A 23534-nucleotide genomic window follows, 5' to 3' on the forward strand; every position below is an offset into this window, starting at 1 on the left:
CACGGGCTCGTCGAAGTGCTGCGAGTTCAGCCGACGCGCTGGCCGTCGGCGGACAACTCGCGCAGTCGATCCGACAGGGCGCCCAGTACATCGTCGATGGTGCGGGCTGCGGTCGATGTGTCTGGATGGCGGGTACGCAGGTGTATGCCATCGTGATCTCGCCAGAACCAGAGCTGTGCGGTGTCGGTGGCTCGGGTGGCCGATATCTGCTGTGTCACTGCGCATTTCGGGAGGTCTGTGCGCCGGTAATCCAGGTACGAGATCATGAAGACATCGTGGCGTGACGGGCGGATGAGGTCGGCGTAGGCCGCGTACACCGGGGTCAGGCCGATCTCTGCAAGCGGAAGCGCCGCCGCGAGGCGTGCTGAGTTGATCGTCAGGTCATCGCCCGGAAGTGCGCTCGCGCCGAGCAGTCGGATCGGGACATTGGCGACCATCCACCCGACGGTTCTGCGTGCCCCGGGGGCGTGCCGGGTGTGTACCGGCAGGATCGTGGGCAGTTCGTCGGGGCCGCCGACATCACGCACCGCCTGTGCCAACGAGGTGAGCAACAACGGGTAGATACGCGCTCCACGAGCGTGGATGGCTTGGTCGAACCGATCGGTCTCCCGCCCCGACACAAGCGTGCGAACATCGGTGCGGACCGGTGCCGTCTCTCCGGCGCCCAGACCGAGGTCGAGCGGGAATGCCGGGACGTGCCAGTCGTTGGCCGCGAGAAACTCGCCCCATGCGCGGACGTGCTCGTCGCTGCTGTCGACCCGGGGTGTCGACGACTCCTCGATCCGTCGGACATCCAGATAGCTGAGCGGTGCCTCGACCGCTCGTTCGCGCAGGTCGTCGACGAAATCCTTCGCGATGACCGCCAGCGAGTAGGCGTCGACGAAGCAGTGGTCGAAGCCGAGTACGACGGTGGTCGACGACACCCGTCGAACGGCGGCGACGAAGTGGCCCAACACGGTCAGTGGTGAACACGTGGCGTCGATCCCGGCGAGGACGTGCTCGGTCAGGTCCGCCGTTTGGGTGACGATGTGGGGGACCGCGTCGAATGCGTCGGGTGCGAGTCGTCGCCGACGCCAGCCCTGCTCCCCGTCGTCGAAATGGCAGCGCAGGACTTCATGCCGGTCGATCATCGAGCGTATGGCGCGGGTCAGCTCGTCGACGGCGATGTTCTCGGCGAGGTCGATGGTCAGGGCCAGCCATCCGGCCCTTCCGTCACGCCGAGTCGCGTCGAGATGGAACTTCTCGTTTTCTGACGTGTTGACGTCGGCGGTGCAATCCGCCGCGGTCGGCGCGAGGTTCCACCGGATCAGCTCGCCGGGTGCGATGTCGACGGTGTCGACGCCGGAGAGCTTCACGTCGACTGACCGGCCAGTCCGGGTGCTTCAGCGGAACCGATCATCGTTTCGTCACCACAGGCATAGCTTGTCAGCCAGCGGCGGATCGCCTCGACATATGCGGTGAAGGTCGACTTCGCCACGGGGTTGTCGGGGATGTGGGCGATCAGTGTCATCGCGTCCGCGCGGCGCGTGAGCCACATGTTCGCGTTGCGGGTGCGCCCGGCCGCCTGGAAGCTCGTGACGTTGCGGAGTACGGCGTCGTCGTTGCCGGGGATTCGGCGGAAGTCGATGTAGGACACCATTTGCGGTGATCCTGGATCGGGGATGTAGGCGCCTGCGGCCGCGAGCGCACCGAGGGAGGCGTGCACCGGGAGGGTGGCGAGCCGGCGCGCGCGGGCCACGGCTTCGGTGGCCGCGACCGTCAACTCGGCGAACGACATCGACCCGGTGACATCGAAGGCAATGGGCGCGAAGTTGCACAGCCACCCCTGGGTCTGCGCCTGGTGGGGCGCACGTGCGGCGAGCACCGTCGCGGTGAAGAAGTGCTCCACACCGGTCAACTCATGCTGGGCAGCCGCCAGAGCCGCATAGACGATCCCGGCACCCGACGCGGTGTCGCCGCGCCGCGCGTCACATGCCTCGAGCACGTCGCCGGCGACGAGCGAGAGTCGCAGAGGTGCCGCCGGTGCGGGCTCGCTGTCGGAGAGTCCCAGATCGAGGGGGAACCGTGGAATCCGCTTGTCGTGCACGGCGAGTATGGCGCGCCATTCGGCGATGCGCGGGTCCGCCGGAGTCAAGGAGGCAACGGTCTGCTTCTCCGCGGCGATGTAGTCGCCGAAGCTGCCCACCGGCCCGGAGTCCGGCGTCTGTCCCGCGCGTATGGCGCGGTAGGTTCGCGCGATCTCGAGGAGCCCCGCGAATTGCGAGAAGCCGTCGGTGTGTGAGTGGTCGTATCCGGCGTAAAAGGTGAATCGGTCGCCGCCGTCTATCGCGCCGAATACGAAGCCCGGAAGGCGGTCGAACACGGCCTCGGCATTGATCCGTTGCTGCACGAGACCGATGACGGCGTCGGCGTCGACGTGATCGTCGGAGGACACGGTGACGAACTCGATGGTCTCGGGGGGCGCGACCCGACGAGATGGCCCGGTGTCGTCGACCGGATAGACCGCTCGGAGCTCATCATGGCGTCGACAGAAAGCAGTGAGCGCGGCGGCCATGGCATCGCGATCGAGGGGTTCGTCGAACACGGTCACGCTCGACGCCGTGCCGGTGTGTGGTTCGCCGGACTCTCGCTTGGCCAGCGCGGCGTTCACATGGTCGATTTGCAGAAAGGTCAAGCCGTCGGGCGTGCGCTCGGCGGCGGCGCGCGCGCCGTCGGGATCGGTGAGGTGCCATTCCACCGGGGTGCCACCCACCAGTGGTGCACGAAGTACGGGGGTGCGGGTCATGGATATCTACACGGCCTTCGCGCTGTCCGCGAACGCGTAGGCGAGGTCGCCCTCGGCGATGACCGTTGTGAGAATGCGGTGGAAGGTCGAGATGAACCGGTGCACCTCGTCGGCCCGGGCGCCGGTGGGGAACCGGGCCGAGATGTTGGTGCCCGCCGGGACACGGTTGATCCAGAAGTAGACCTCGTCGGCGTTGCGGGTGGAGCTGCGCAACACGCGCGCTCTGCGGCGATCCCAGTCCGCGGCGCCCTCTGCATGTCGGAGGTCGATGTAGGAGACGACGAACCCCGGAGGTGTGGTGTCGCCGCCGATCAGGTCTGCGATGGGTGCAAACGGTGCCGCACCGACCTGCTTGTATTCCTGCGAGCTCGCCGCGATCGCGGTCAGCGCGCCGCGGAAGGTGCGGGCACCTTGCGGGCGCAGATGGACCGGGATGATGCCGACGAACCATCCCGCGGCCTCGCCCCATTTCATTTCGTTTCTGGTGTGGATCGGGTTGAGGAAGCGCAGATCTGCGGAACCGCTGAGAGCTGCGCTGGTCATCGACAAGGCGGTGTAGATGCCCGCCTGCATGTTGGCGCCGGACTCCTTGCACAGGGCGTTGAACGCCGCAGTCTGTGACGTGTCGAGCAACCAGGACGACAAGGTGGCCTGAAAGCCTTGCTCGGGAGACCGCTCGGAGACGATCGACGGCGGATCGCCGTGAGGTGAGGCAGACATGAGGGGGAAGGTCGGCATCGGCGCCGGCTGCGGTGACAACTCGTCAGCCGCGCCGAAAAAGGTGCTCCAGCCGGCAACGGCGTCGTCGGTGTGGCAGATTTGGTCACCGAGCGCACGTTCGGCGTCGGAGAAGTCGACGTAACTGCCGAAGTCGACCAGGCCGTCGGGCTCGCCGGTAACCACCGACTCGTAGATGGCAGTGAGCTCCTTGATGGCGAACACCTGGGTGTAGGCATCCATCACCGTGTGGTCGGCAGCGAAAACCAGGAGAAAGGCGTCGTCGCGGTCGGTGATTTCGACGGTCACCGCGATGCAGTGCGGCCACCGCAGGGGACTCACCGTGGTGTTGAAGTACTCGTTCATCCGCTCGAACACCTCGGTGCTGGAGAGGTCGGTACCCATCGGTTGCTCGTCGACCGTCACGGACTGGGCCGGTAAGGTGTGGCGCTTGAGCTGCCGGTCAGCGGCGGTCACCGATGTTCGGAAAGCCTCGTGCCGCGCATACCAGCGGGTCATGGTCTGTGCCATGGAGTCGCGGTCGAGGGGGCGCTCGATGAGGAATGCGGTCCCGATCCACTGGCTGTACCAGTCGTCTCCCTCGGCCCCTGCGCGCAGTGCGTGTTCGACGTGCATGTACGAGAGGCGACGCGGGTCCTCGGTCCAGGCGTCGGGGTCGGCCCGAGGGATCCAGGCCGACATCGAACCGCCGGGTAGCGGGTAATCGGCGAGCTCCGTGTACTCCATCACAACTCCTACGTCGTCGAACTGATGTTGCGGGTCGATCCGGCACTCGGTTCACCTTGTCGGCTGAGGCTACCGGGTCGTTGGGTGTGTTGCGTCCGGGACAAGTGATCAGGTGTCAAGCCTCACAACCGTTTACAACGGTCGTTGAGGGAGATTTGTCCTGATCTCGGGATCGATCTGCAGCCGCCGGGCATTGTGGTCAACGTACGCCGGCGAGGCCGCGGGCCAGGAATGGCCAGCTCTGGTGCAGCCGGTCCACCCAGTACGGCCACGAGTGTGTTCCCGGGTCGTCGTAGTGGAAAGTCGCTGGGATCTGTTGTGCGGCGAGTTGTGCCTGGAGGTTTCTGGTGCACCACAATGAGCCGAGTTCGATGGCTCCGCCGACAACCTGTCGATCGGTGGGGTCGGTGTTGCCGGGATACCCCGGCGCGTCGTAGCGGCCGGCGCGGCCGGTGCCGGTCGAGACGTAGACGGCGCTGCCCCGCAGGCCGGACGACCGCCGCAGGACGTCATGTGCGGCCCAGTCCGGATCGTTCGGTGGTCCCCACATGTTGTTCGCGTCGCCGCCGAACGCGGACACAATGCCACGCGGATAGAACTGTCCCGCGGGCCCGGTGGTGGTGTAACAGCCGCTGTAGGCGGCCACCGCGCGGTAGAAGCCGGGATTTCGAGCCGCGAGCATCAGAGCTGATCCCGCACCCATCGACAACCCGCCGATACCGCGACTGCCGTTGCCGTCGAAACGGGCTTCCAGCAGCGGCGGCAGTTCCTTGGTCAGGAACGTCTCCCATCGGTAGCGACCGAGTTCGGGATCGTCGCGCTGCCAGTCGGTGTAGAAGCTGCCGTTGCCCGCGAGCGGCAGGGCCACCGAGACGTTCTTGTCGGCGAAGAACCTGACCGCGTCGGTCTTCAGCAACCAGATGCTGTTCTCCGGGTCTTCTTCGCCCAGCCCGCTGAGCAGGTACATCATCGGACGGGGGCCGGCGGGGTGCCGCGGCCGCAGAACCTGCACCTTGATCGTCTTGTTCATCGACGCCGAATACACGTATGCGGCGAACTGGGTGGGGCCCTCTTGCACGACGCGGGTGATGTGAGAGACCGGTGATGGTGCGGCTGACGCGATCACGGGGGTGCTCAGGATGGTCATCACGGTGGCCGTCAATACGGTGAACAGCGTGGCCGTGCGGGTGGTGCGCCGACGGGGGCGGCGCATGCGCTCGCCGGCCGGGCCGGTGCAGAAAATCCTCATCGACATCCTTGCAGCTGTGGTGGTTGGGGCGATCGGCAGCAGGTCGTGGAGCACAAACCGTCGCCGGGATCGCGCTGCGTCATCGTAGCGGGGTGGTCGATGATTGTCACCACGGAGAGGTGGTCAATCCCCAACGGGCGCATTCCTTTTGCACCTTTTCGGAAAGGACCTCCGAGGTGGGGAAGGCGGCCGGGTCCAATCCGGACACCGACAGGGTGGCCGTCGCGCCGGTGTCGTTGAACCAGGTGGCGAGCCCTCCGCGCAAGCGGGTGAGTCGTTCGCGGCTGACTCCTTGGGTGGTGGCCCGGGAGGCGAAGGCGCCGACCCGACTCGGGTCGCCGAGCCCCGCGAACGTCGGGTCGACCGCGCCGCCGCTGGAGGCCAACGCGAGTGGTGTCGCGCCACTGCGGCTCAGCCGGGTCATCAGGCCGTCAGGCAGTGCCTGCATGAGTGGTTGCAGACGCGACAGTCGGCTGGTGGTGGCCGCCGACTCCTGATAGGTGGCCTTGGCCAGGGTGCGGATGGCGGCCAGATCGCGTTCGCGACTCCACGCCGCCGGAATGTCCAGGGTCAGGCCCGTCGTCGAGTTCGCCCGGGTGTCATCGCCCGATCGCATCGACATCGGGACCGACACGCGGACGGTGTCGTCCCATGTGGCGCGACCGGCGTCGACGATGAGGCCGACGACGATCGCCATGAAGAGCGCGTTGGCCGACCCTTGGTGAGCATCCACCACGCTGCGCCAGTCGTCGCCGGGCATGGCGACGATCGCGAGGGGCGCGCGGATCGGTTCCTCGCGTGCGAGAACATCGTCCTCCGGGGTGGGAGGCCGAGGTATCGACCGTGACGTGACCGGTTGCGGTCCGGCGGTCTCGGTGGAGCCACGGGCCGCCCAGCGGTCACCGATCAGACCGGTGATGCCGCGCCCGATCGTGGTCGCCTGGCCGAGGGCATCACGGGCATCGGCGAGCAGGTTCGGTGGTGTGGGGCGGTATGGCACGGACAGATCGTCGGTCGAGGTTGCCTGGTAGATCGCGCGCGCGCCGAGCCATCCGTCGCCGACCGCGTGTGATGAGCACATCGTCACCATCCCGCCCCCCGATTTCAGTGGCGCCGCACGCAATTCCCACACCGGCCCCGCTTCGAGATCGAACTCCACTTCGGCGGCACGGTCGAGCCAGTCGACGATCTCGTCATCGGCCAACGGTGGATCGTTGTGGCTGCGTCCGGCGGTGCCGGGTGCAGCGAGCCAGTAGTCGCGGGCCAGCGGCATTCGGCTGGTGTGGAGACGACGGCTGATCGGGGTGTCCAGCAATCGCCGACCCAGCCGTTCGAGTTCGTCGGCGGACAATGGCTCGGTCAGCCGCCAGATCGCCTGACTGAGCACCGGCACACCGAAAGCGCGGTCCATCCGGATGAACAGGTCGTCGTCGTGCGTCGTGCGTTCGATGTGAGCGGTCACGTCGATGACCCTAGACATTGCCGATGCGATGCGCGCAGTTACCACCGCGGCCGGGTGCGTCATCCCAGATCAACTGTGCTTTCGCGGTGAGCTCGCCTGCCACAGCACTGTCACCGACACCCCCACCTCGCCGAGCAGTCGCCGAACGGTCGGCAGACCGATTCCCAGTACCGATGACGGATCGCCGTCGACATAATCCACGAGCCATCCGCCGAGCCCGTCGAGGGTGAACGCGCCGGCCACCGTCAGCGGTTCGCCGGTGTCGACGTAGGCGTCGATCGTGGCGTCGTCGACATCGGCGAAACCGATCGTCGTCGACGCCGCCGCGTGGGCCGAACCGGCCACCAGACCGTCGCGGATACGGGTCACACAGTGCCCGGTGATGAGTTCGGCCGAGCGCCCGCGCATGGTGCGCCATTGTGCGCGCGCGACGTCTGCGGTGTGCGGCTTGCCGGTCAGCTGACCGTTGCACAGCAGCATCGAATCGCACGTCAGCACCACCACATCGGCGGCATCGCCCTCGGCGAGGACATCGGCGAGGACATCGGCGACCACGGCGTCGGCCTTGGCCTGCGCGAGCCGGATGACGATGTCGTCCGGCGGGAACGCCGCCATGGTGCTCAGCAGGGCGTCCTCATCGATGTCTGCGACGATCACCCGAGGATCGAGCCCGGCATCGCGCAGCACCCGAAGGCGAGCCGGCGACGCCGACCCGAGCACCACCGCCGGCGCGCTCACCACCTCAGATTCGTGAAGCTGCCCGGCGCGCCCCAGATCGGCCGGAGCCGGTCCTCGGGTCGTCCCCAGTCGTCGCGCGGGCCGGCATCGGCCGTGGTGCCGCCGGATGTTCCGGCGGCCGAGGCCACGACCGCGACGAGCGCGGCGAGTTCCTCGTCGCTCGGGTTACCCCGGACGACGCGCAGGAACGGTGCGGACTGTGTCGGCGCCTCGGTGTCGGCGGCGCTGGCCTCGATGTCGCTCACAGCGGGATGTTCCCATGCTTCTTCGGCGGCAGGGTGACCATCTTGCGTTCGAGCAGTCGCAGGGCGGTCGCGACCTGGCCGCGGGTGTGGCTCGGCGGGATCACCGCGTCGACGTAGCCGCGTTCGGCCGCGACATAGGGGTTGACGAGCGTGTCCTCGTACTCCTGCTGCAGCTCGAGGCGCAGCGCGTCAACATCCTCGCCGTTCGCGGCGGCCTCCTTGAGCTTGCCGCGGTACACGAAGCCCACCGCGCCGGAGGCGCCCATGACGGCGATCTGCGCGGTCGGCCACGCGAGATTGACGTCGGCGCCCATGTGCTTGGACCCCATGACGTCGTAGGCGCCGCCGTAGGCCTTGCGGGTGATGATGGTGATCTTGCCGACCGTGGCCTCGCCGTAGGCGTAGAGCAGTTTGGCGCCGCGACGGATGATGCCGTTGTACTCCTGGTCGGTGCCGGGTAGGAAGCCGGGCACGTCGACGAGAGTGACGATCGGGATGTTGAAGGCGTCGCAGGTGCGGACGAAGCGCGCGGCTTTCTCCGAGCCCTTGATGTCGAGGCAGCCGGCGAACTGGGTGGGCTGGTTGGCGACGATGCCGACGCTGCGGCCGTCGACGCGTCCGTAGCCGACGAGGACGTTGGTGGCGTATTCGGCCTGCACCTCGAGGAATTCGTCGTCGTCGAGGATGCGCCGGATGACCTCGTGCATGTCGTAGGGCTGGTTCGGCGAATCCGGGATGAGGGTGTCGAGTTCGAGGTCCTCGTCGGTGAGGGTGTCCTCGATCGACCCGGCGGCCGGCTGATCGACCGGCAGGCGGGGCGCCTCGGCGCGGTTGTTGCTGGGCAGGTACCCGAGCAGTTCCTTCACGTATTCGAGGGCGTCTTCCTCGTCGGACGCCACATAGCTGGCGGTGCCCGACTTCGTCATGTGCGTGTTCGCGCCGCCGAGATCCTCCATCGTGACGTCCTCGCCGGTGACGGTCTTGATGACGTCGGGGCCGGTGATGAACATCTGGCTGGTCTTGTCGACCATCACCACGAAGTCGGTGAGTGCGGGGGAGTAGACGTGACCGCCGGCCGCGGCGCCGAGGATGAGCGAGATCTGCGGGATCACGCCGGAGGCGCGGACATTGCGGTGGAAGATCTCCCCGTAGAGGCCCAGCGACACCACACCCTCTTGGATGCGGGCGCCGGCGCCGTCGTTGATGCCGATCAGCGGACGGCCGGTCTTGATGGCCAGGTCCATCACCTTGACGATCTTCTCGCCGTAGACCTCACCGAGGCTGCCGCCGAAGACGGTGACGTCCTGGGAGAAGATGCAGACCTCGCGGCCGTCGATGGTGCCGTAGCCGGTCACCACGCCATCACCCAGCGGGCGGCGCTCGGCCAGCCCGAAGTTGGTGCTGCGGTGACGGGCCAGCGCGTCGAGTTCTACGAAAGAGCCCTCGTCGAGCAGGTGGGTGATCCGTTCCCGGGCGGTGAGCTTGCCCCGGTCATGGATCTTCTCGACCGCGGCCTCACCCACCGGGTGCTTGGCCTCCTCGAGGCGGTTACGCAGGTCGGCGAGTTTTCCCGCCGTCGTGTGGATGTCGGGGGCGGAGCCGTCCTCGCGCGAAGCAGTCGTCATGGACACCGATGCTAACGACCCCGGTGTGAGCCACGTCAAGCGGATCAACGTGAGATATGCCTCAGGTTCCCGAGCGATCGGTCGGGGATCTCGGATCCGGCGGTGACCTGCGGCTGCGGGGCGGTAGCGTCATCACCTATGACCAACCACGCCACCGATCTCGATGCCGACCGACTCCACGGACTGTTGTCCGGAACGCGATGGCGCTCGGTGGAGGTGGTGGCGTCCACCGGGTCGACCAACGCCGACCTCGTCACCCGCGCGGGATCCGAGGATGTCGACGGCACGGTGCGGTTGACGACCGACCAGACCGCGGGCCGCGGCCGGCACTCGCGGGTGTGGTCCGCGCCGGCCGGCAGTCAGCTGGCCATGTCTGCCGCGGTCGCCGTGGGAGAGGAGACCGAGCATCTGGGCTGGTTGTCGCTGCTGGCCGGACTCGCGGCGGCCGACGCGATCGACGAGGTGGCCGGGCGGCGGCCGACCCTGAAGTGGCCGAACGACGTGCTGATCGACGACCGGAAGGTGGCCGGCATCCTGGCCGAATACACCCGCGCACCCGCCGGTGGTGTCGCAGTGATCGGTATCGGCATCAACACCGTCATGACCCCCGACGAGTTGCCTGTGCCGACGGCGACGTCTCTGCAGATCAGCACCGGCAGTGCGGTGTCGGATACCGAGCTGGCGGCCGCGTTTCTGCGCGGGCTCGCGGATCTGCTGACCCATTGGCCCGACGACCTCGACCGACTCAGCGCGGCCTACCGCGAGCGCAGCGACACGGTCGGCCAACGGGTGCGGCTGGTGCTGCCCGGTGATCAGACGGTGACCGGCACCGCCGTCGGTGTGGACGCGATGGGGCGGATCGTTCTGGACGCCGACGGCCGCGAGGTGGTGGCCGCGGCGGGCGATGTCACCCACCTGCGGCCACTCGACGCGTGATCGCCGCGGCGTCGATCGTGCCGCGGCAGCTCGGGTGCGGGTCGACCGCGCTGGGTGTCAGGTGTCGCGGATGCTCTTGTGTCCCATGGCCGGTATGAGCGAGATGATCGGCAGCCCGATGATCAGGTGCACGACGGCGGTGGCGATACCCACCGACACCTCCGCGGACAACACCAGCGGGATGATCACGGACGCGGCGATGAGCAGCCCGACGATCCAGCGGAAGAACTGATCCGGCGATGGCGTGATCAGCTGCAGCACGTACCACAGCGCGCCGGCGGCGAGCGCACACAGGAATCCGACCACGGCGAACCAGAACTCGTCGCGTGCCAGCGGATTCCACACCCCGAATCGGCCTGCTTCGTTGACCCGCTGCACGATCGCCCGGATGACCCAGGCGGCCAGCCACGCGGCGAGGCCGGTCACCACGCCGGTCATCACCACGCCGCCGACGAACATCGTCGGATTGATGTCGGGTCCGCGCCGCGGTTTCGATCGTCCGGCCTCGGTGTGCTGATACGGATCGGCCGCATACGAGTACGTCGGATCCGAGTGATCGGATCGCGGCGTGGATGGCCGACTGTACGCCCGGGAATCGGGATACCCGGGTTCATAGCGCGCGGTCCGTGGATCGCGCGGGTCACGTGGATCGTTGTAGCTCATGTCTGTCGGACCTCGAGACTTGTCGTCACCTGCACGGCTTCACCGGCAGTGTACCCACGCCTGCACACCGAACGGCCGCTCCGGCGAACAGCACCACTAAGCTGACAGCCATGTCCTATCCACGGGAGAACCTCGCCCCGGGCGAGGAGATCGTGCTGCATCGGCATCCCCACTGGAAATGTCTGGTCGGCCCGTTCCTGCTCTTCGTGGTGTTCACCGCCGCGGCCGGCTTGTTGGCTGGCGTGATCACCGGTGCCGACCTCGGCTCCACCACGCGACTGGTGCTGCTGGGCATCGTCGGCGTTTTGTGGCTCGTCGCGTTCGGCTGGTTCTTCATCCGGCCGCTGGTCTCGTGGGGTACGACGCATTTCGTCCTCACCGACCGCCGGGTGATCTTCCGCAACGGCATCATCACCCGTTCCGGCATCGACATCCCGATCCGCCGGATCAGCACCGTCGAGTTCCGGCACGGTCTGATCGACCGGTTGCTGCGCACCGGCACACTGATCATCGAGTCCGCGTCGGATGAGCCCCTGGCCTTCGACGACATCCCGCAGGTCGAACGCGTACATGCGCTGCTCTACCACGAGGTGCTCGATGAGGCCGAGAACGAGCCGCTCGGCGCCGACAGGTACGACGACCTGTCCGATGACACACCGGGTCGGCGTCACGACGAGGGCAGCAGGCGATGACCGACGTCCTGTTGGCCGAGGACGATGCCGCCATCGCGGAGCCGCTGGCTCGCGCGCTCATTCGGGAGGGCTACGGCTGCCAGGTCGTCACCGACGGCGCGCAGGCTCTCGACCACGCCCTCGACAGTCGTTTCGAGTTGCTGATCCTCGACCTCGGTCTGCCCGAGATCGACGGGCTCGAGGTGTGCCGACGGGTACGGTCGCAACGACCCTCGCTGGCGGTGCTGATGCTGACCGCGCGCACCGACGAGGTCGACTTCGTGGTGGGCCTCGATGCCGGGGCCGACGATTATGTCGGCAAACCGTTCCGCCTCGCCGAGTTGCTCGCGCGAGTGCGGGCATTGCTGCGGCGTCAGCAGAGTTCCGACGTGGTGCTCGACGGCGGCGACATCCAACTCGACACCCGCGGGCGGCGGGTGCTGGCCAAGGGCGCCGACATCGTGCTGGCCAATCGCGAGTTCGATCTGTTGCGTTTTCTGATGGAACGCGCCGGGCAGGTCGTGAGCCGCGACGAGATTCTCACCGAGGTGTGGGGCTCGGCGGATCTGCGCTCATCGAAGACCTTGGACATGCACATCTCCTGGTTGCGGAAGAAGATCGGCGACGACCAGTACGACCGCCCCCGGCACATCGTGACGGTGCGCGGCGTCGGATTCCGATTCGATCCCTGACCGGACGACATCGCGATGCGCCGCCGGATCCTGAACACGATGATCGCCATGTGCCTGGCGGTCGGCCTGTTGCTGGGCGTGCCGCTGAGCGTGATCGCATGGTGGTGGGTGTCGGACAACGCCCATCAGACGCTCGACACTCGCCTCAAACTGATCTCCGATCAGCTGATCCGGCAGGAGGGGGAGGCGGGCAGTCTCCCGCCGGGACAGCTCGACGTCGACGCCTTCCGTCTGCTGATCCCCGAGAACGGCCGGCTGACGCTGCGCTACCCGGTGGACGGCGGTGCGGACGCGATGGTGGTGATCGGCGATCCGATCGACGGCGCGACACTGGGCGAGTCGCTCGGCCTCGGCAATGCCGGGTCGCTGCTGCTCCAGATCCCGCTCGATCAGGTCCGTGACGATCAGCTCGTCGCCGTCGGCATCGTGCTGCTGGTGGTCGCCAGTTCGATCGCGGCCGGCACGATCGTCGCGGCCGTGACCGCCGGCCGGATCGCCGATCCGCTCATCGACCTCGCCGACCGGGCCGCGGCCATGGCGCGGGGCGACTTCCGTTCGGAATGGAAGTCTTACGGCATCGGTGAGCTCGACCGCGTGTCCCGGGCTCTGGGCGATGCCAATGCCGAGATCGCGCTCCGTCTGGAACGGGAAGGTGAGATCGTCGGCGATGTCTCACATCAGTTGCGAAGTCGTCTCACTGCCATCCAGTTGCGGCTGGATGAATTGTCGTTGCATCCCGACGCGTCGGTCGTCGGCGAGGCCGAGGCGGCCCTCGAACAGGTGGAGCGGCTCTCCCGAGAACTCGACGAGATGGTCGCCGCCTCGCGCAACGACCCCGCGGTACCCGATGACATCGATGTCGAGGAGATGGTGACCACGCTGATCGGCGACTTCCGTGCGTCTTTCGAGGCCGCCGGCCGCTCCATCTCGGCGGGTTTCGACGGCCGGGCGACCGCGGTGAGCGCGCGGCCCGGGCGGTTGCGCGAGGCGTTGAGCGTCCTGGTGGACAATGCGCTGCAGCATGGTGGCGGGACATGCCACATTCAGGTCGACGACCTGCCATCGGGTGACATGGTGCGGGTGTCGGTCTCCGACCAGGGTGACGGGGTGCCCGACGAACTCGTCGGCCACATTTTTCGGCGCGGGTTCTCCGCCGGGCGGGGCAACGGGGTGGGACTGTCGCTGGCGCGCGCGCTGGTGGAGGCCGACGGCGGACGGCTCGACCTCACCTCGCGCCGACCGGCGGTGTTCTCGCTGGTGATCCCGTCGACGTATGGGAGCAGGTTGAGTGGCGGGACCGATGCGGGGGCGCCCACCGGCCGATCCGAGATCAGGCGTGACCGAGTTCCTCATCGATGAGTTCGGCGTCGGTCGGATGCAGATCGGTGGAGCCGGCGTCCCCACCGCGCAACTGTTCGACCGGGAAGGCGAACTTGCGCAGCGCCCAGAATCGGAACCCCATCTGCAGCAGATTGCCGATGAGGAAGCCCAAGATGAAGTCGAGCACCACCAGCTCGGTGGTGGAGACGTTGCTGCGCAGGTCGAAGACGTTGTTGGCCACCCACAGTGGCGCCGCGGCCAGGATCACGCCGATACCGCTGATCGCGAAGAACAGCAGCGCCTCGTGATGGCGTTCGCGACCGCCGCGGTTCTTGAAAGCCCACTCGCGGTTGAGGATGTAGCTCAGGATCGTGGCGAGCGTGCCCGAGATGATGCGCGCCACCACCGGCTTCGGTTCCAGCACGGTGAAGGTCAACGCGTAGAAGATCGCCAGGTCGAAGACGAAGGTGGTGCCGCCGACGAGAGCGAACTTGATCAGTTCGTGGTGTTGCATCGCGAGACGACGGATCGGCTCGGGGAGTCGAGCCACGAGCTCGTCGATGAAGGGCACAAGATCCGAGTGTACGAAATCAAACCGAGCAGTAACTTCGCCGGTCGGTCATGCGCATGACGTGGCGGACATGCCACGATGATCGGCGTGACATCCAGCATGCCAACCGTGACGATGATCGGCGGTGGTCAGCTCGCCCGTATGACCCATCAGGCGGCCATCGCGCTCGGACAGTGTCTGCGCGTGCTGGCGTCGAGCAGAGCCGATCCGGCCGCCCAGGTCAGTGCCGACGTCGTGCTCGGGTCCCACGACGAGCTCGCCGACCTCCGTCGTGCCGCCGAGGGGGCCGTGGCCCTGACCTTCGACCACGAGGGTGTGCCGTTGGCGCATCTACAGGCGCTGGAGGCCGAGGGCGTGGCGGTGCGTCCGCCGTCGGCGGCCCTGCACTTTGCCCAGGACAAACTCGCGATGCGGGTGCGGCTCGCGGAGCTCGGCCTCCCGGTGCCCGATTTCGCCGAACTCACCGACACCCGCGAGGACGCGCGGGCTCGCTTCATCGAGTTCGGACAGACCCACGGCTGGGCGATCGTGCTCAAGGCGATCCGCGGCGGCTACGACGGCCGAGGCGTCTGGCTGCTCGACAACCGCGACGAGGCGGTCACGGTGTTCGATGAGCAATTCGGTGCCGGCGTAGGCCTCATCGCAGAGCAGAAGGTCGCGATGCGCCGCGAGTTGTCGGCAATGATCGGTCGATCCCCATACGGGCAGGGTGCCGCGTGGCCGGTGGTCGAGACGATTCAACGCAAGGGGCAGTGCGCGGTGGTGCTGGCCCCTGCGCCGGATCTGTCCGACGACGTGGCCGAACAGGCCCAACAGATGGCGCTGCGGCTCGCCGATGCCCTCGGTGTCGTCGGGGTGATGGCGATGGAACTCTTCGAGACCGTCGACGGTGAACTGCTGGTCAACGAACTGGCGATGCGACCGCACAACAGCGGGCACTGGACCATGGACGGTGCGGTGACATCGCAGTTCGAGCAGCACCTGCGCGCCGTGCTCGACTACCCGCTCGGCGACACCGCCGCGCGGGCGCCGGTGGTTGTGATGGCCAACATCCTGGGCGCCGACACCGCCCCGGAGATGTCGATGGATGAGCGTCTGCACCACCTGCTGGCCCGCATGCCGGATGCCAAGGTGCATCTGTACGGTAAGGGCGAACGTCCCGATCGCAAGGTCGGTCACGTCAACATTGTGGGTGGCGAGGCGGATACGCCGGCGACGGTCCGGGAGCGTGCGGAACGTGCGGCGCACTGGATGTCGCACGCCGAGTGGACCGATGGATGGGATGCGCACGCATGACCGAGACGGACTCCCGCGACGCGGGGCACCACGAACCGACCCGCCCACGCGTGGGATTGATCATGGGCAGCGACTCCGACTGGCCCACCATGGAAGCCGCCGCCGAAGCGCTTGCCGAGTTCGAGGTGCCCTTCGAGGTCGGCGTCGTGTCGGCGCACCGCACACCGCAGCGGATGCTCGATTACGCCTCGGGCGCAGCAGATCGCGGTATCTCGGTGATCATCGCCGGGGCCGGCGGCGCGGCGCATCTGCCCGGGATGGTGGCCTCGGCGACACCGCTGCCGGTGATCGGCGTGCCGGTGCAACTGCGCACCCTCGACGGCCTGGACTCGTTGCTGTCGATCGTGCAGATGCCGGCGGGGGTTCCGGTGGCCACCGTGTCCATCGGCGGCGCGCGCAACGCGGGTCTGCTCGCGGTGCGGATCCTGGCGTCGTCGGACGCCGAACTGCGCTCGCGTATGGTCGATTTCCAGCAGGGACTGGAGGCGATGGTGCTGGAGAAGGACGAGGCATTGCGCAAGCGGCTGCTCGGGGTGGACTGACGCGGCCACAAGTGCCGTAGATCTGTACCACCAGGTGACTCAGATCTACGGCACATTCATGGCCGGACCCTGGCGGCGCAACTTCGCCACGAAGAAGTCGAGGACCTGCTCGCGTGCGTCGTACGTCGGCTGGCCCGGCTGGTCGATGAGGTCTTCGGTCAGTGCCGAATGTGGCTGCGGCAACATGGAATCCGGGTTGGCCGAGGAGTCGGGTAGCTCGACGGCGAGGAACGCGTCACCGAGTTGTTCCCGGAGGAAGTCGAAGCGCGACCGCGGGGCCAGACGATCACCCTCGAACCGCAGACCCATCACCTGAAGACCGGCAGCGCAACGACTCTGGACGCGCGCGAGATCGGCATCGCTGATATCGATGGACCGGTTCCGTGCGGGGATCACGCCGAACGGCAGCGACGGCTGGGACAGCACCGGCGCCAGCAGTCGATCGTCGGTGGCCATCGCCAGTGCGAACCCTCCGGTGAAGCACATCCCGACGGCGCCGACGCCGGGTCCGCCGCAGCGTTCGTGCTCCTCGGCGGCCAACCCTCGCAACCAGTCGGCCACCGGGGAGGTCTTGCCGGTGGCCAGTACGGTGAACTCCCGGCTGATGCACGCGCGGGTGATCGTCTCCGTCATGTACCGGGCAGATCCCACGCGGCCCAGCACATCCGGCCGCGGGTCCCGGCCGTCGACACCGAACAGCGACGGCATCACCGCGGTCAGCCCGCGCGCGGCCACCTTCCGCGCGAAGTCGGCGACTTTCGGGGTGATACCGGGCATCTCGGCGATCACGATGACCGCCGGACCCTCGCCCTTCGAGTACACCGCCCGTGTGGTCGTCCCGACGGTGACCTCGCGGCGGGTGAAGTCGTCGAGCGCGTCATCGGCCACCGCGTTCACCCGTCGACGATGGTGCCGATGAGGACCGACTCGAACATTCGTGCCGGGATGCGTGCGCCCGACGCCACGTCGGGCGAATCCGACGGGATGATGCGTGGCCGAACAACCTTGAAATGCTTGGACTTGCGCACCAAACCGAACTCGCCGGCGGCCTGCACATTGCGCACCCAGTCCGTGTGGCGGCCGTAGGTCAGCACGATCGACAGCCGGTCGTCATCGACCCAGGCGAGCACCGGGATCGAATACTTCTTTCCCGACTTGCGACCCACGTGCTCGATCATCGCCCATGGCGCCAGGCGTGGAGCCCACTGGCGCTGGATCGGGTTTGTCACCTTCTTGTTCATTCGCGCAACAGCCCTGGGGATCTTCATGCCTACGAGGATGCCGCACGAAGGCGTGTTTGAGGAGACCCGTTCGGACGATTCGTCGTGTCAGCGCAGCGTGAGGTCCGCGCGTTCGGTGTCGGCGAGCGCGGACAACCGTTCCTCGTCGGGATGCGACACGGTGACCAGTGACGCCCCGACGGCCAGCGGTGCAACGAGATTGCCGATGACGCGGCGCGCATCGTGCCACGGGCGGACCGTGAGGACTCGTGTCCCGGCCGAGATGCCATCATCAGCTGCGGCGCGACGCGCGGTGGCCAGAACCGTGGCGGTGTCCTCGTCGTCGAGCACGGGTCCGGTGGGCGCGCCGATGGGGGAGTACTGATCGCCGTGCACGCGCACCGCGCTCGCGAAATCGGTGACGCCCACGGGCAGGTCACGCACGCCCATGGCGAACGGGTCCAGCGAGGCGACCAGCAGCTCGTCGACGTCGCCATACGCGTCGATGCGCTCGGCCGACGTCACCGCGGTACCGACGCCGGTGATGTCGGTACCGGGAAATCGGACGCGTGCCCCGGCCCACCACGCGCCGAGCAGGATGGCCGCGGTCTGCCAGTGCTCCGGCAGATCGACCAGGATCTCGTCGCCGGGTACGAAGCCGAGTTCGTCGACGAAGAAGTTCGCCGACTTCGCGGCCCAATTGCCCAGGGTGGCGCCGGAGAGCTCGGTGCGCTCACCGCTGCGGTGGTCGTAGTAGGTCAGCAGCGGCTGCGACCAGTCGGTGACAGCGCCGAAGACGACTGCGGTGATGGTGGAGTCGGTCATCAGTTCACACAGGTCGGGCCGTCGGTGCCGGCGGTGATCGGGGGACGGTTGTTGCCGACACGCTCGCTGGCCGGGATGTTGTCGACCTGCGTGCCGGTGTCGAGGATCGATCCCGGACCCTCGTAGGTGTTGGTGAGAACGGCCTTCAACCGGTTCTCCGGCAACGAGGAATCGACGCGGACCTCGGCGCCGCCGAGATCGGTGGCGAGTTGTCGGGCCCCGGCGTCCTCGGCGTGGGTGTACACCACGGTGTCACGGTCGTCGGCGCTGCCGCTGACCGTCTCACCGGATTGGAAACCCTTGGTGGTCAAGATGTTGGCGACATTCGCCGCGAGACCGTCGATCGTGCCGGCGTTGACCACGTCGACAGTGTAGTCGGCGCGCTCGGCGGTTCCGGCCTCCTGCTTGCGGTTGAGCAGGTTGTCGGTGAAGGTGCGCACCTCTGTCGGATCGACCTCGACGACGCTCTGCTGGCCGTCTTCGCTCCACCCCTGCTCGGTCACCACCGGGATGGTGGCGAACTTGACACGGCCGCCGCTGAGATCCTTGAGCTGTTCGGCGAGTTTCACGACGTCCCAGTTGTCGTCGATCACCACCGAGCGGGATACCGCGCGCTGCAGTTCGGCCAGTTTGCCGGGGTCGGCGAGCATGTTCGCCGACAGCATCTTGTTGGCCAGGGACGCCATGAACACCTGCTGGCGGGTGATGCGGTCGAGGTCGCCGCGCGGCAGCCCGTGACGTTGGCGCACGAAGCTGAGCGCCTTGGGTCCGTTGAGTGTCTGCTCGCCGGCCCGGAACCGCGCCCCCGAATACGGGTCGTTGACCGCGTCCGTCAAACACACGTCGACACCACCCACGGCGTTGGTCAGCAGCACGAATCCGAGCAGGCCGACCTCGGCGTAGTGATCGACGTGCACGCCGGTCAGGCCGGCGACACTGTCGATGAGTGCCTTCCGCCCCGCCTGGGTGCCTTCCTCCTCGGCGGCGGCGGCCGACTCGCCGGACTCCACCGCGCGCTGCCGCACCCCCTCTTTGGTGGTGCCGTAGGCGGCGTTGATCTTCGACATCCCGATACCGGGAACCTCGACGTAGGAGTCGCGGGGGACCGAGATCGCCGTCGCCGACGATCCGTCGTTGGGGATCCGGATCAGCAGGATGGTGTCGGTGTTGGTGGCCACTTCCTGGCCGGAGCGCAACAGTCTGAGCTCGTCCGCGGACAACGGATTGCCCTTCGCGTCGGTGCGGGAGTCGGTGCCGACGAGCAGGATGTCGACCGCGCCGTCGTCGGCGCCGCCGAGTTCCAGCCCGCCCAACTGCGTGATGTTGGAATTCAGATTGTTGACGTTGTTCCACGCATAGCCGGTGCACAGGAGCACCGACGCCGACAACAGTGCGACCAGCCCGCGACCGATTCCGGCGCGGCTGGTCCTCGGCCGCCAGGACAGGCGGGATCGCCCGGTCGTGCCGGCCGCCCCGGGTCGAGATGCACGGGGGCGCTCATCGGGGTCGGCCGCGCCTCCCGGACGTGATCCGCGATCCGGCTGCGCCCGCCGATCCGAACCTGCCCGGCGGCGGGGCTTGCCCGGATCGGACGGGTCTCGGCCCGCGTCGCCGGCAGGTCGGCGGCGCCGAGGTGGCGCACCGTTGCGGCGATCACTGGTGTGGATCTCATCGGAAGCCGTCGAGGCGGTGTCCGGCCGTCGGCGGCCGGACGCGCCGCGAGCGGCGGTGGGCGGTGAGGTGGCAGGCCTGCGTCGTGGGGGCGGGGTATCCGTGTCGTCGGGAGTCGGTCGGCGGCGCGGCGGCGGTGTGGATCCGGGAGAGCCGGCACGGTCGTCCGGCGCCGGGCGGCGTGGTCGACGGCGTTGCCCGGCGCCCGGTCCCTGCTCCGGCGGACGACGGCGGGGCGGGCGCGGTTGGTCGCGGCCACCGGTCGCCTCCGGGGGACGGGGTGTGGGCTCGTCGGGGCGTGCGCGACCACCGTGACGTCGGCGTGCATCACCAGGTCGAGACTCCACGAGCGGGTCATCACCTTTCGTCGTCGGTCACCACGGTTCTGCCGGCGTCACCTCACGGGTCGCGGTGTGACACAAGTGTGTGCAGATATCTATGATGTTGGCGTTTCGGATGTTGCAGTTCTGACGTCAGGCTATTGAAGTGACCAACGAAATCCGGGAACGCCACGCCGTAGCGGTGCGCCGAGACCCACATCACCGACCGTCATCGCGTCCGCGCGGCCCGCGTGGGGCACGATGACAGCCATGAGTCCGACGATCTTCGTCATCGGTGCGACCGGACAGCTCGGCACCGCACTGCAGGCCGAACCGGCGGCGCCCGACGGTCTGCGTGCGCTGGGGTCGGCCGATATCGACATCGCAGACGCGGCATCGGTGCCCACGGCGTTGGCGGACCTGGGTCCCGGCGACGTGGTGCTCAACTGTGCGGCCTACACCGACGTCGACGGGGCGGAGTCGGACTCCGCCGGTGCCTATGCGGTCAACCGAGACGGGCCGGGCAACCTTGCGCGGGCGACACGCGCGGCGGGGGCCTGGCTGATCCACGTCTCCACGGACTACGTCTTCGCCGGTGCGGCGGCCACCACCACGGGTCCGCGACGGCAGGTCGCATATGAACCCGACGACGTCTCGGGTACACCGGAGACGGTGTACGGCGCGTCCAAGCTCGCCGGGGAGGATCTTGCCCGCGAACTCGACCCGGCCGCGACGATCGTCCGTACCGCGTGGGTCTACACGGGTGGTCCCGACAGCCGTGACTTCGTCGGCACCATGCGGCGGCTGGAGGCGTCCCGCGACACGGTGTCAGTGGTCGACGACCAGACCGGATCGCCCACCTATGCGGCGGATCTCGCGGCCGGTCTCTGGGAGCTGGTGGCCCGTGGTCACGATCCCCGCGTCGCCGGTGGCGTGCTGCACGCCACGAACTCCGGCAGCGTCACCTGGTTTGCCGTCGCACGCGCGGTGTTCGCCGAGCTGGGTGCCGATCCCGAGCGGGTGCATCCGTGTACGACCGCCGATTTCCCGCGCCCGGCGCCGCGACCTGCGTATTCGGTGTTGTCCGGAGACGCGTGGGTGCAGGCCGGCCTCACCCCGCTGCGCGACTGGCGTTCCGCACTGCATGCGGCTGTGGCGCTCGATCACGCCTCGGTGGACTGACACGTGGTGCAACCGCAGGGGACACCATCCCGGGTTGGTTACCCTTGTCCGATGTCCGCTGAGTTGGCCGTCGTGACGGTGACGTATTCGTCGGGGAAACACCTCACGACGTTCCTGGAAAGCCTGACGAAGGCCACGTCGGCGTCGCCGCCGCGGGTCGTCATCGCCGACAACGGATCCACCGACGGCGCTCCCGAGGCCGCGGCGCGTGAGCACGACAACGTGACCCTGGTCCACACCGGCGGCAACATCGGCTACGGCGGTGGCATCAATCGGGCCGTCGCCGAACTGGACCCGACAGTCGAGTTCATCGCGGTGGCCAACCCCGACGTCGAGTGGTCGCCGGGGTCACTCGACGAACTGCTTGCGGCTGCCCGTCGCTGGCCACGTGCCGGTTCGCTCGGGCCGCTGATCCGCGAGCCGGACGGTTCGGTCTACCCGTCCGCCCGTCGGGTACCCGACCTCGTCTCCGGCGCCGGCCACGCTCTCTTCGGGTCGATCTGGACATCGAACCCCTGGACTACGGCGTATCGCGCCGACAACGCCGAGCCCAGCGAACGGCCCGTCGGCTGGCTGTCGGGTTCGTGCCTGCTGGTCCGCCGAGCGGCGTTCGATTCGGTGCAGGGCTTCGACGCCCGCTACTTCATGTACATGGAGGACGTGGATCTCGGTGACCGGCTCGGCCGGGCCGGCTGGCTGAACGTCTACGTGCCCGACGCGGAGGTCGTGCACACCAAGGGGCATGCGGCCGGACGTGATCCGGACGCCATGCTCCCCGCCCATCACCGCAGTGCGTACCGCTTCCAGGCAGACCGACACCCCGGGGTGTGGCGGGCGCCGGTGCGGCTCGCCTTGCGCATCGGACTCGCGCTACGTTCGCGGGTCGCGGTCATCGCGGCCCGCAGGTCTGGGGAACGACACCGAGGAGGAAGCCATGACCAGTGACAACCTTGCCGATACGCCGCCGGGAGCAGACGGCGTGCAGGCTGTGGTCCTCGTCGGAGGAAAGGGCACCCGGCTACGGCCGTTGACCCTCTCGGCCCCCAAGCCGATGCTGCCGACAGCCGGAGTGCCGTTTCTTACGCATCTGCTCTCCCGCATCCGGGAGGCGGGCATCGTCGATGTGGTGTTGGGGACGTCCTTTCAGGCCCATGTGTTCGCCGAGTACTACGGGGACGGCTCGAAGCTCGGACTGAATCTGACCTATGTCACCGAGACCGAGCCGCTCGGTACCGGCGGCGCCATTCGCAACGTGCTCGGCGAACTGACCGCGGACACCATCCTCGTGTTCAACGGAGATGTGCTCGGTGGCACCGATGTGCGCGAGGTACTCGCCACGCATCGACGCAGTGGCGCCGACGTCACGATGCACCTGGTGTCGGTGAGCGATCCGCGCGCCTTCGGCTGCGTACCCACCGACGAGACCGGCCGGGTCACCGACTTCCTGGAGAAGACCCAGGATCCCCCGACGGATCAGATCAACGCCGGAACCTACGTCTTCCGGCGTTCGGTGATCGAGGAGATCGAAGCCGGCCGGCCCGTGTCGGTGGAGCGCGAGGTGTTCCCCAAGTTGCTTGCCGACGGCCGGCACATCCAGGCCCACGCCGATCACGCCTACTGGCGCGACATGGGCACTCCGGAGGACTTCGTGCGCGGGTCCGCCGACCTCGTCCGCGGAATCGCCCCGTCGCCGGCGCTCGGTGACCGCCGTGGCGAATCGCTGGTGCACGAGGGTGCCGGGGTGGGGCCGGGTGCGGTGCTGATCGGTGGGACCGTGGTCGGCCGCGGCGCCGAGATCGGTCCGCGCGCCCGGCTCGACGGCGCCGTGATCTTCGACGGAGCGGTCGTCGAGGCCGGGGCGGTGGTGGAACGCAGCATCATCGGCTTCGGCGCCCGACTGGGCCCGCGCGCACTCGTCCGGGACACCGTGATCGGCGACGGAGCCGACGTCGGTGCCCGCTGTGAACTACTCCGTGGTGCCCGGGTATGGCCGGGTGTCCAGTTGCCCGACAACGGGATTCGGTTCTCCACCGACGTCTGAGCCCCGCGTCTCGGAC

General features: G+C 67.9%; 23 protein-coding genes. 9 read left to right on the forward strand and 14 right to left on the reverse strand.

Annotation, left to right across the window (positions count from 1 at the left end; translation table 11 throughout):
* Positions 1–26: 26 nt before the first annotated feature.
* The 8 genes from NWF22_RS19290 to NWF22_RS19325 form a co-directional block, all read right to left on the reverse strand.
* The gene (locus tag NWF22_RS19290) at positions 27–1355 is read right to left on the reverse strand and encodes a condensation domain-containing protein (protein ID WP_160903276.1); all 1329 of its coding nucleotides are present in this window, start codon (positions 1353–1355) and stop codon (positions 27–29) included.
* The gene (locus tag NWF22_RS19295) at positions 1352–2785 is read right to left on the reverse strand and encodes a condensation domain-containing protein (RefSeq protein ID WP_160903277.1); all 1434 of its coding nucleotides are present in this window, start codon (positions 2783–2785) and stop codon (positions 1352–1354) included. The genes NWF22_RS19290 and NWF22_RS19295 overlap by 4 nt, the downstream gene beginning before the upstream one ends.
* A 6-nt stretch (positions 2786–2791) precedes the next feature.
* Positions 2792–4249, reverse strand: coding sequence for a condensation domain-containing protein (locus NWF22_RS19300; RefSeq protein WP_160903278.1), 1458 nt, complete (start codon positions 4247–4249; stop codon positions 2792–2794).
* A 199-nt stretch (positions 4250–4448) separates the two neighbouring features.
* Positions 4449–5498, reverse strand: a complete 1050-nt coding sequence (locus NWF22_RS19305; RefSeq protein WP_373691950.1) for an alpha/beta hydrolase — start codon at positions 5496–5498, stop codon at positions 4449–4451.
* Positions 5499–5604: 106 nt separating this feature from the next.
* Entirely contained in the window at positions 5605–6960 is a 1356-nt protein-coding gene (locus tag NWF22_RS19310) for a non-ribosomal peptide synthetase family protein (protein WP_160903279.1), read from the reverse strand.
* A gap of 69 nt (positions 6961–7029) precedes the next feature.
* Positions 7030–7698 (reverse strand): Maf family protein, encoded by a 669-nt coding sequence (locus NWF22_RS19315; RefSeq protein ID WP_373691951.1) that lies wholly within the window; start codon positions 7696–7698, stop codon positions 7030–7032.
* Positions 7695–7943, reverse strand: a complete 249-nt coding sequence (locus tag NWF22_RS19320) for an acyl-CoA carboxylase subunit epsilon (RefSeq protein WP_258321210.1) — start codon at positions 7941–7943, stop codon at positions 7695–7697. The genes NWF22_RS19315 and NWF22_RS19320 overlap by 4 nt, the downstream gene beginning before the upstream one ends.
* Positions 7940–9568, reverse strand: a complete 1629-nt coding sequence (locus tag NWF22_RS19325; protein ID WP_160903281.1) for an acyl-CoA carboxylase subunit beta — start codon at positions 9566–9568, stop codon at positions 7940–7942. The genes NWF22_RS19320 and NWF22_RS19325 overlap by 4 nt, the downstream gene beginning before the upstream one ends.
* A 138-nt stretch (positions 9569–9706) precedes the next feature.
* Between NWF22_RS19325 and NWF22_RS19330 the strand changes: the two genes are divergently transcribed.
* The gene (locus NWF22_RS19330; RefSeq protein WP_160903282.1) at positions 9707–10504 is read left to right on the forward strand and encodes a biotin--[acetyl-CoA-carboxylase] ligase; all 798 of its coding nucleotides are present in this window, start codon (positions 9707–9709) and stop codon (positions 10502–10504) included.
* 57 nt (positions 10505–10561) lie between these two features.
* Here NWF22_RS19330 and NWF22_RS19335 read toward each other — a convergent pair whose 3' ends face one another.
* The gene (locus tag NWF22_RS19335) at positions 10562–11167 is read right to left on the reverse strand and encodes a DUF6069 family protein (RefSeq protein WP_160903283.1); all 606 of its coding nucleotides are present in this window, start codon (positions 11165–11167) and stop codon (positions 10562–10564) included.
* A 110-nt stretch (positions 11168–11277) separates the two neighbouring features.
* Between NWF22_RS19335 and NWF22_RS19340 the strand changes: the two genes are divergently transcribed.
* Genes NWF22_RS19340 through NWF22_RS19350 form a run of 3 tightly spaced genes read left to right on the forward strand, consistent with a single transcriptional unit; the run spans position 11278 to position 13889 of the window.
* Positions 11278–11859 carry a PH domain-containing protein gene (locus NWF22_RS19340; protein WP_160903284.1) on the forward strand — a complete coding sequence of 194 codons (582 nt, stop codon included), beginning with the start codon at positions 11278–11280 and terminating at the stop codon, positions 11857–11859.
* Complete coding sequence (locus tag NWF22_RS19345; RefSeq protein WP_160903285.1) at positions 11856–12530, forward strand: response regulator transcription factor; 675 nt, start codon at positions 11856–11858, stop codon at positions 12528–12530. The genes NWF22_RS19340 and NWF22_RS19345 overlap by 4 nt, the downstream gene beginning before the upstream one ends.
* A 15-nt stretch (positions 12531–12545) precedes the next feature.
* Positions 12546–13889 (forward strand): HAMP domain-containing sensor histidine kinase, encoded by a 1344-nt coding sequence (locus tag NWF22_RS19350; RefSeq protein WP_160903286.1) that lies wholly within the window; start codon positions 12546–12548, stop codon positions 13887–13889.
* Here the strand turns inward: NWF22_RS19350 and NWF22_RS19355 are convergent.
* Positions 13861–14421, reverse strand: a complete 561-nt coding sequence (locus NWF22_RS19355) for a GtrA family protein (protein WP_258321211.1) — start codon at positions 14419–14421, stop codon at positions 13861–13863. The two genes, NWF22_RS19350 and NWF22_RS19355, sit on opposite strands and share 29 nt — an antisense overlap.
* A gap of 78 nt (positions 14422–14499) precedes the next feature.
* Here NWF22_RS19355 and NWF22_RS19360 point away from each other — a divergent pair, with 78 nt between their 5' ends.
* Positions 14500–15717, forward strand: a complete 1218-nt coding sequence (locus NWF22_RS19360) for a 5-(carboxyamino)imidazole ribonucleotide synthase (protein WP_160903287.1) — start codon at positions 14500–14502, stop codon at positions 15715–15717.
* Positions 15714–16259, forward strand: coding sequence for a 5-(carboxyamino)imidazole ribonucleotide mutase (gene purE, locus NWF22_RS19365; protein WP_160903288.1), 546 nt, complete (start codon positions 15714–15716; stop codon positions 16257–16259). The genes NWF22_RS19360 and purE overlap by 4 nt, the downstream gene beginning before the upstream one ends.
* Before the next feature lie 45 nt (positions 16260–16304).
* Here purE and NWF22_RS19370 read toward each other — a convergent pair whose 3' ends face one another.
* From NWF22_RS19370 to NWF22_RS19385, 4 genes are read right to left on the reverse strand one after another with little or no spacing between them, the layout of a single operon-like run.
* Positions 16305–17147 carry a dienelactone hydrolase family protein gene (locus NWF22_RS19370; RefSeq protein WP_160903409.1) on the reverse strand — a complete coding sequence of 281 codons (843 nt, stop codon included), beginning with the start codon at positions 17145–17147 and terminating at the stop codon, positions 16305–16307.
* 5 nt (positions 17148–17152) lie between these two features.
* Complete coding sequence (locus NWF22_RS19375) at positions 17153–17527, reverse strand: nitroreductase family deazaflavin-dependent oxidoreductase (RefSeq protein WP_160903289.1); 375 nt, start codon at positions 17525–17527, stop codon at positions 17153–17155.
* A 60-nt stretch (positions 17528–17587) separates the two neighbouring features.
* Complete coding sequence (locus NWF22_RS19380) at positions 17588–18304, reverse strand: TIGR03089 family protein (RefSeq protein ID WP_160903290.1); 717 nt, start codon at positions 18302–18304, stop codon at positions 17588–17590.
* Complete coding sequence (locus NWF22_RS19385; protein WP_160903291.1) at positions 18304–20322, reverse strand: LCP family protein; 2019 nt, start codon at positions 20320–20322, stop codon at positions 18304–18306. The genes NWF22_RS19380 and NWF22_RS19385 overlap by 1 nt, the downstream gene beginning before the upstream one ends.
* A 234-nt stretch (positions 20323–20556) precedes the next feature.
* On the opposite strand from NWF22_RS19385, the gene rfbD reads away from it, so the two are divergent.
* From rfbD to manB, 3 genes are read left to right on the forward strand one after another with little or no spacing between them, the layout of a single operon-like run.
* Positions 20557–21477, forward strand: a complete 921-nt coding sequence (rfbD, locus tag NWF22_RS19390) for a dTDP-4-dehydrorhamnose reductase (RefSeq protein WP_160903292.1) — start codon at positions 20557–20559, stop codon at positions 21475–21477.
* Positions 21478–21528: 51 nt separating this feature from the next.
* A complete protein-coding gene (locus NWF22_RS19395) occupies positions 21529–22422 on the forward strand; it encodes a glycosyltransferase family 2 protein (RefSeq protein ID WP_160903293.1) in 894 nt (297 codons plus the stop codon).
* A complete protein-coding gene (manB, locus tag NWF22_RS19400) occupies positions 22412–23518 on the forward strand; it encodes a mannose-1-phosphate guanylyltransferase (protein WP_160903294.1) in 1107 nt (368 codons plus the stop codon). The genes NWF22_RS19395 and manB overlap by 11 nt, the downstream gene beginning before the upstream one ends.
* Positions 23519–23534: the final 16 nt, after the last annotated feature.

Origin of the sequence: Gordonia mangrovi, from assembly GCF_024734075.1 — a bacterium.
Taxonomy (GTDB): Bacteria; Actinomycetota; Actinomycetes; order Mycobacteriales; family Mycobacteriaceae; genus Gordonia; species Gordonia mangrovi.

Excerpts from the sequence above, each read along its gene's own strand:
- NWF22_RS19295 (WP_160903277.1), bottom strand. The coding sequence starts at position 2,785 with ATGACCCGCACCCCCGTACTTCGTGCACCACTGGTGGGTGGCACCCCG.
- NWF22_RS19300 (WP_160903278.1), bottom strand. The coding sequence starts at position 4,249 with ATGGAGTACACGGAGCTCGCCGATTACCCGCTACCCGGCGGTTCGATG.
- NWF22_RS19305 (WP_373691950.1), bottom strand. The coding sequence starts at position 5,498 with ATGAGGATTTTCTGCACCGGCCCGGCCGGCGAGCGCATGCGCCGCCCC.
- NWF22_RS19325 (WP_160903281.1), bottom strand. The coding sequence starts at position 9,568 with ATGACGACTGCTTCGCGCGAGGACGGCTCCGCCCCCGACATCCACACG.
- NWF22_RS19330 (WP_160903282.1), top strand. The coding sequence starts at position 9,707 with ATGACCAACCACGCCACCGATCTCGATGCCGACCGACTCCACGGACTG.
- NWF22_RS19335 (WP_160903283.1), bottom strand. The coding sequence starts at position 11,167 with ATGAGCTACAACGATCCACGTGACCCGCGCGATCCACGGACCGCGCGC.
- NWF22_RS19340 (WP_160903284.1), top strand. The coding sequence starts at position 11,278 with ATGTCCTATCCACGGGAGAACCTCGCCCCGGGCGAGGAGATCGTGCTG.
- NWF22_RS19345 (WP_160903285.1), top strand. The coding sequence starts at position 11,856 with ATGACCGACGTCCTGTTGGCCGAGGACGATGCCGCCATCGCGGAGCCG.
- NWF22_RS19350 (WP_160903286.1), top strand. The coding sequence starts at position 12,546 with ATGCGCCGCCGGATCCTGAACACGATGATCGCCATGTGCCTGGCGGTC.
- NWF22_RS19360 (WP_160903287.1), top strand. The coding sequence starts at position 14,500 with ATGATCGGCGTGACATCCAGCATGCCAACCGTGACGATGATCGGCGGT.
- purE (WP_160903288.1), top strand. The coding sequence starts at position 15,714 with ATGACCGAGACGGACTCCCGCGACGCGGGGCACCACGAACCGACCCGC.
- NWF22_RS19375 (WP_160903289.1), bottom strand. The coding sequence starts at position 17,527 with ATGAAGATCCCCAGGGCTGTTGCGCGAATGAACAAGAAGGTGACAAAC.
- NWF22_RS19380 (WP_160903290.1), bottom strand. The coding sequence starts at position 18,304 with ATGACCGACTCCACCATCACCGCAGTCGTCTTCGGCGCTGTCACCGAC.
- rfbD (WP_160903292.1), top strand. The coding sequence starts at position 20,557 with ATGACAGCCATGAGTCCGACGATCTTCGTCATCGGTGCGACCGGACAG.
- NWF22_RS19395 (WP_160903293.1), top strand. The coding sequence starts at position 21,529 with ATGTCCGCTGAGTTGGCCGTCGTGACGGTGACGTATTCGTCGGGGAAA.
- manB (WP_160903294.1), top strand. The coding sequence starts at position 22,412 with ATGACCAGTGACAACCTTGCCGATACGCCGCCGGGAGCAGACGGCGTG.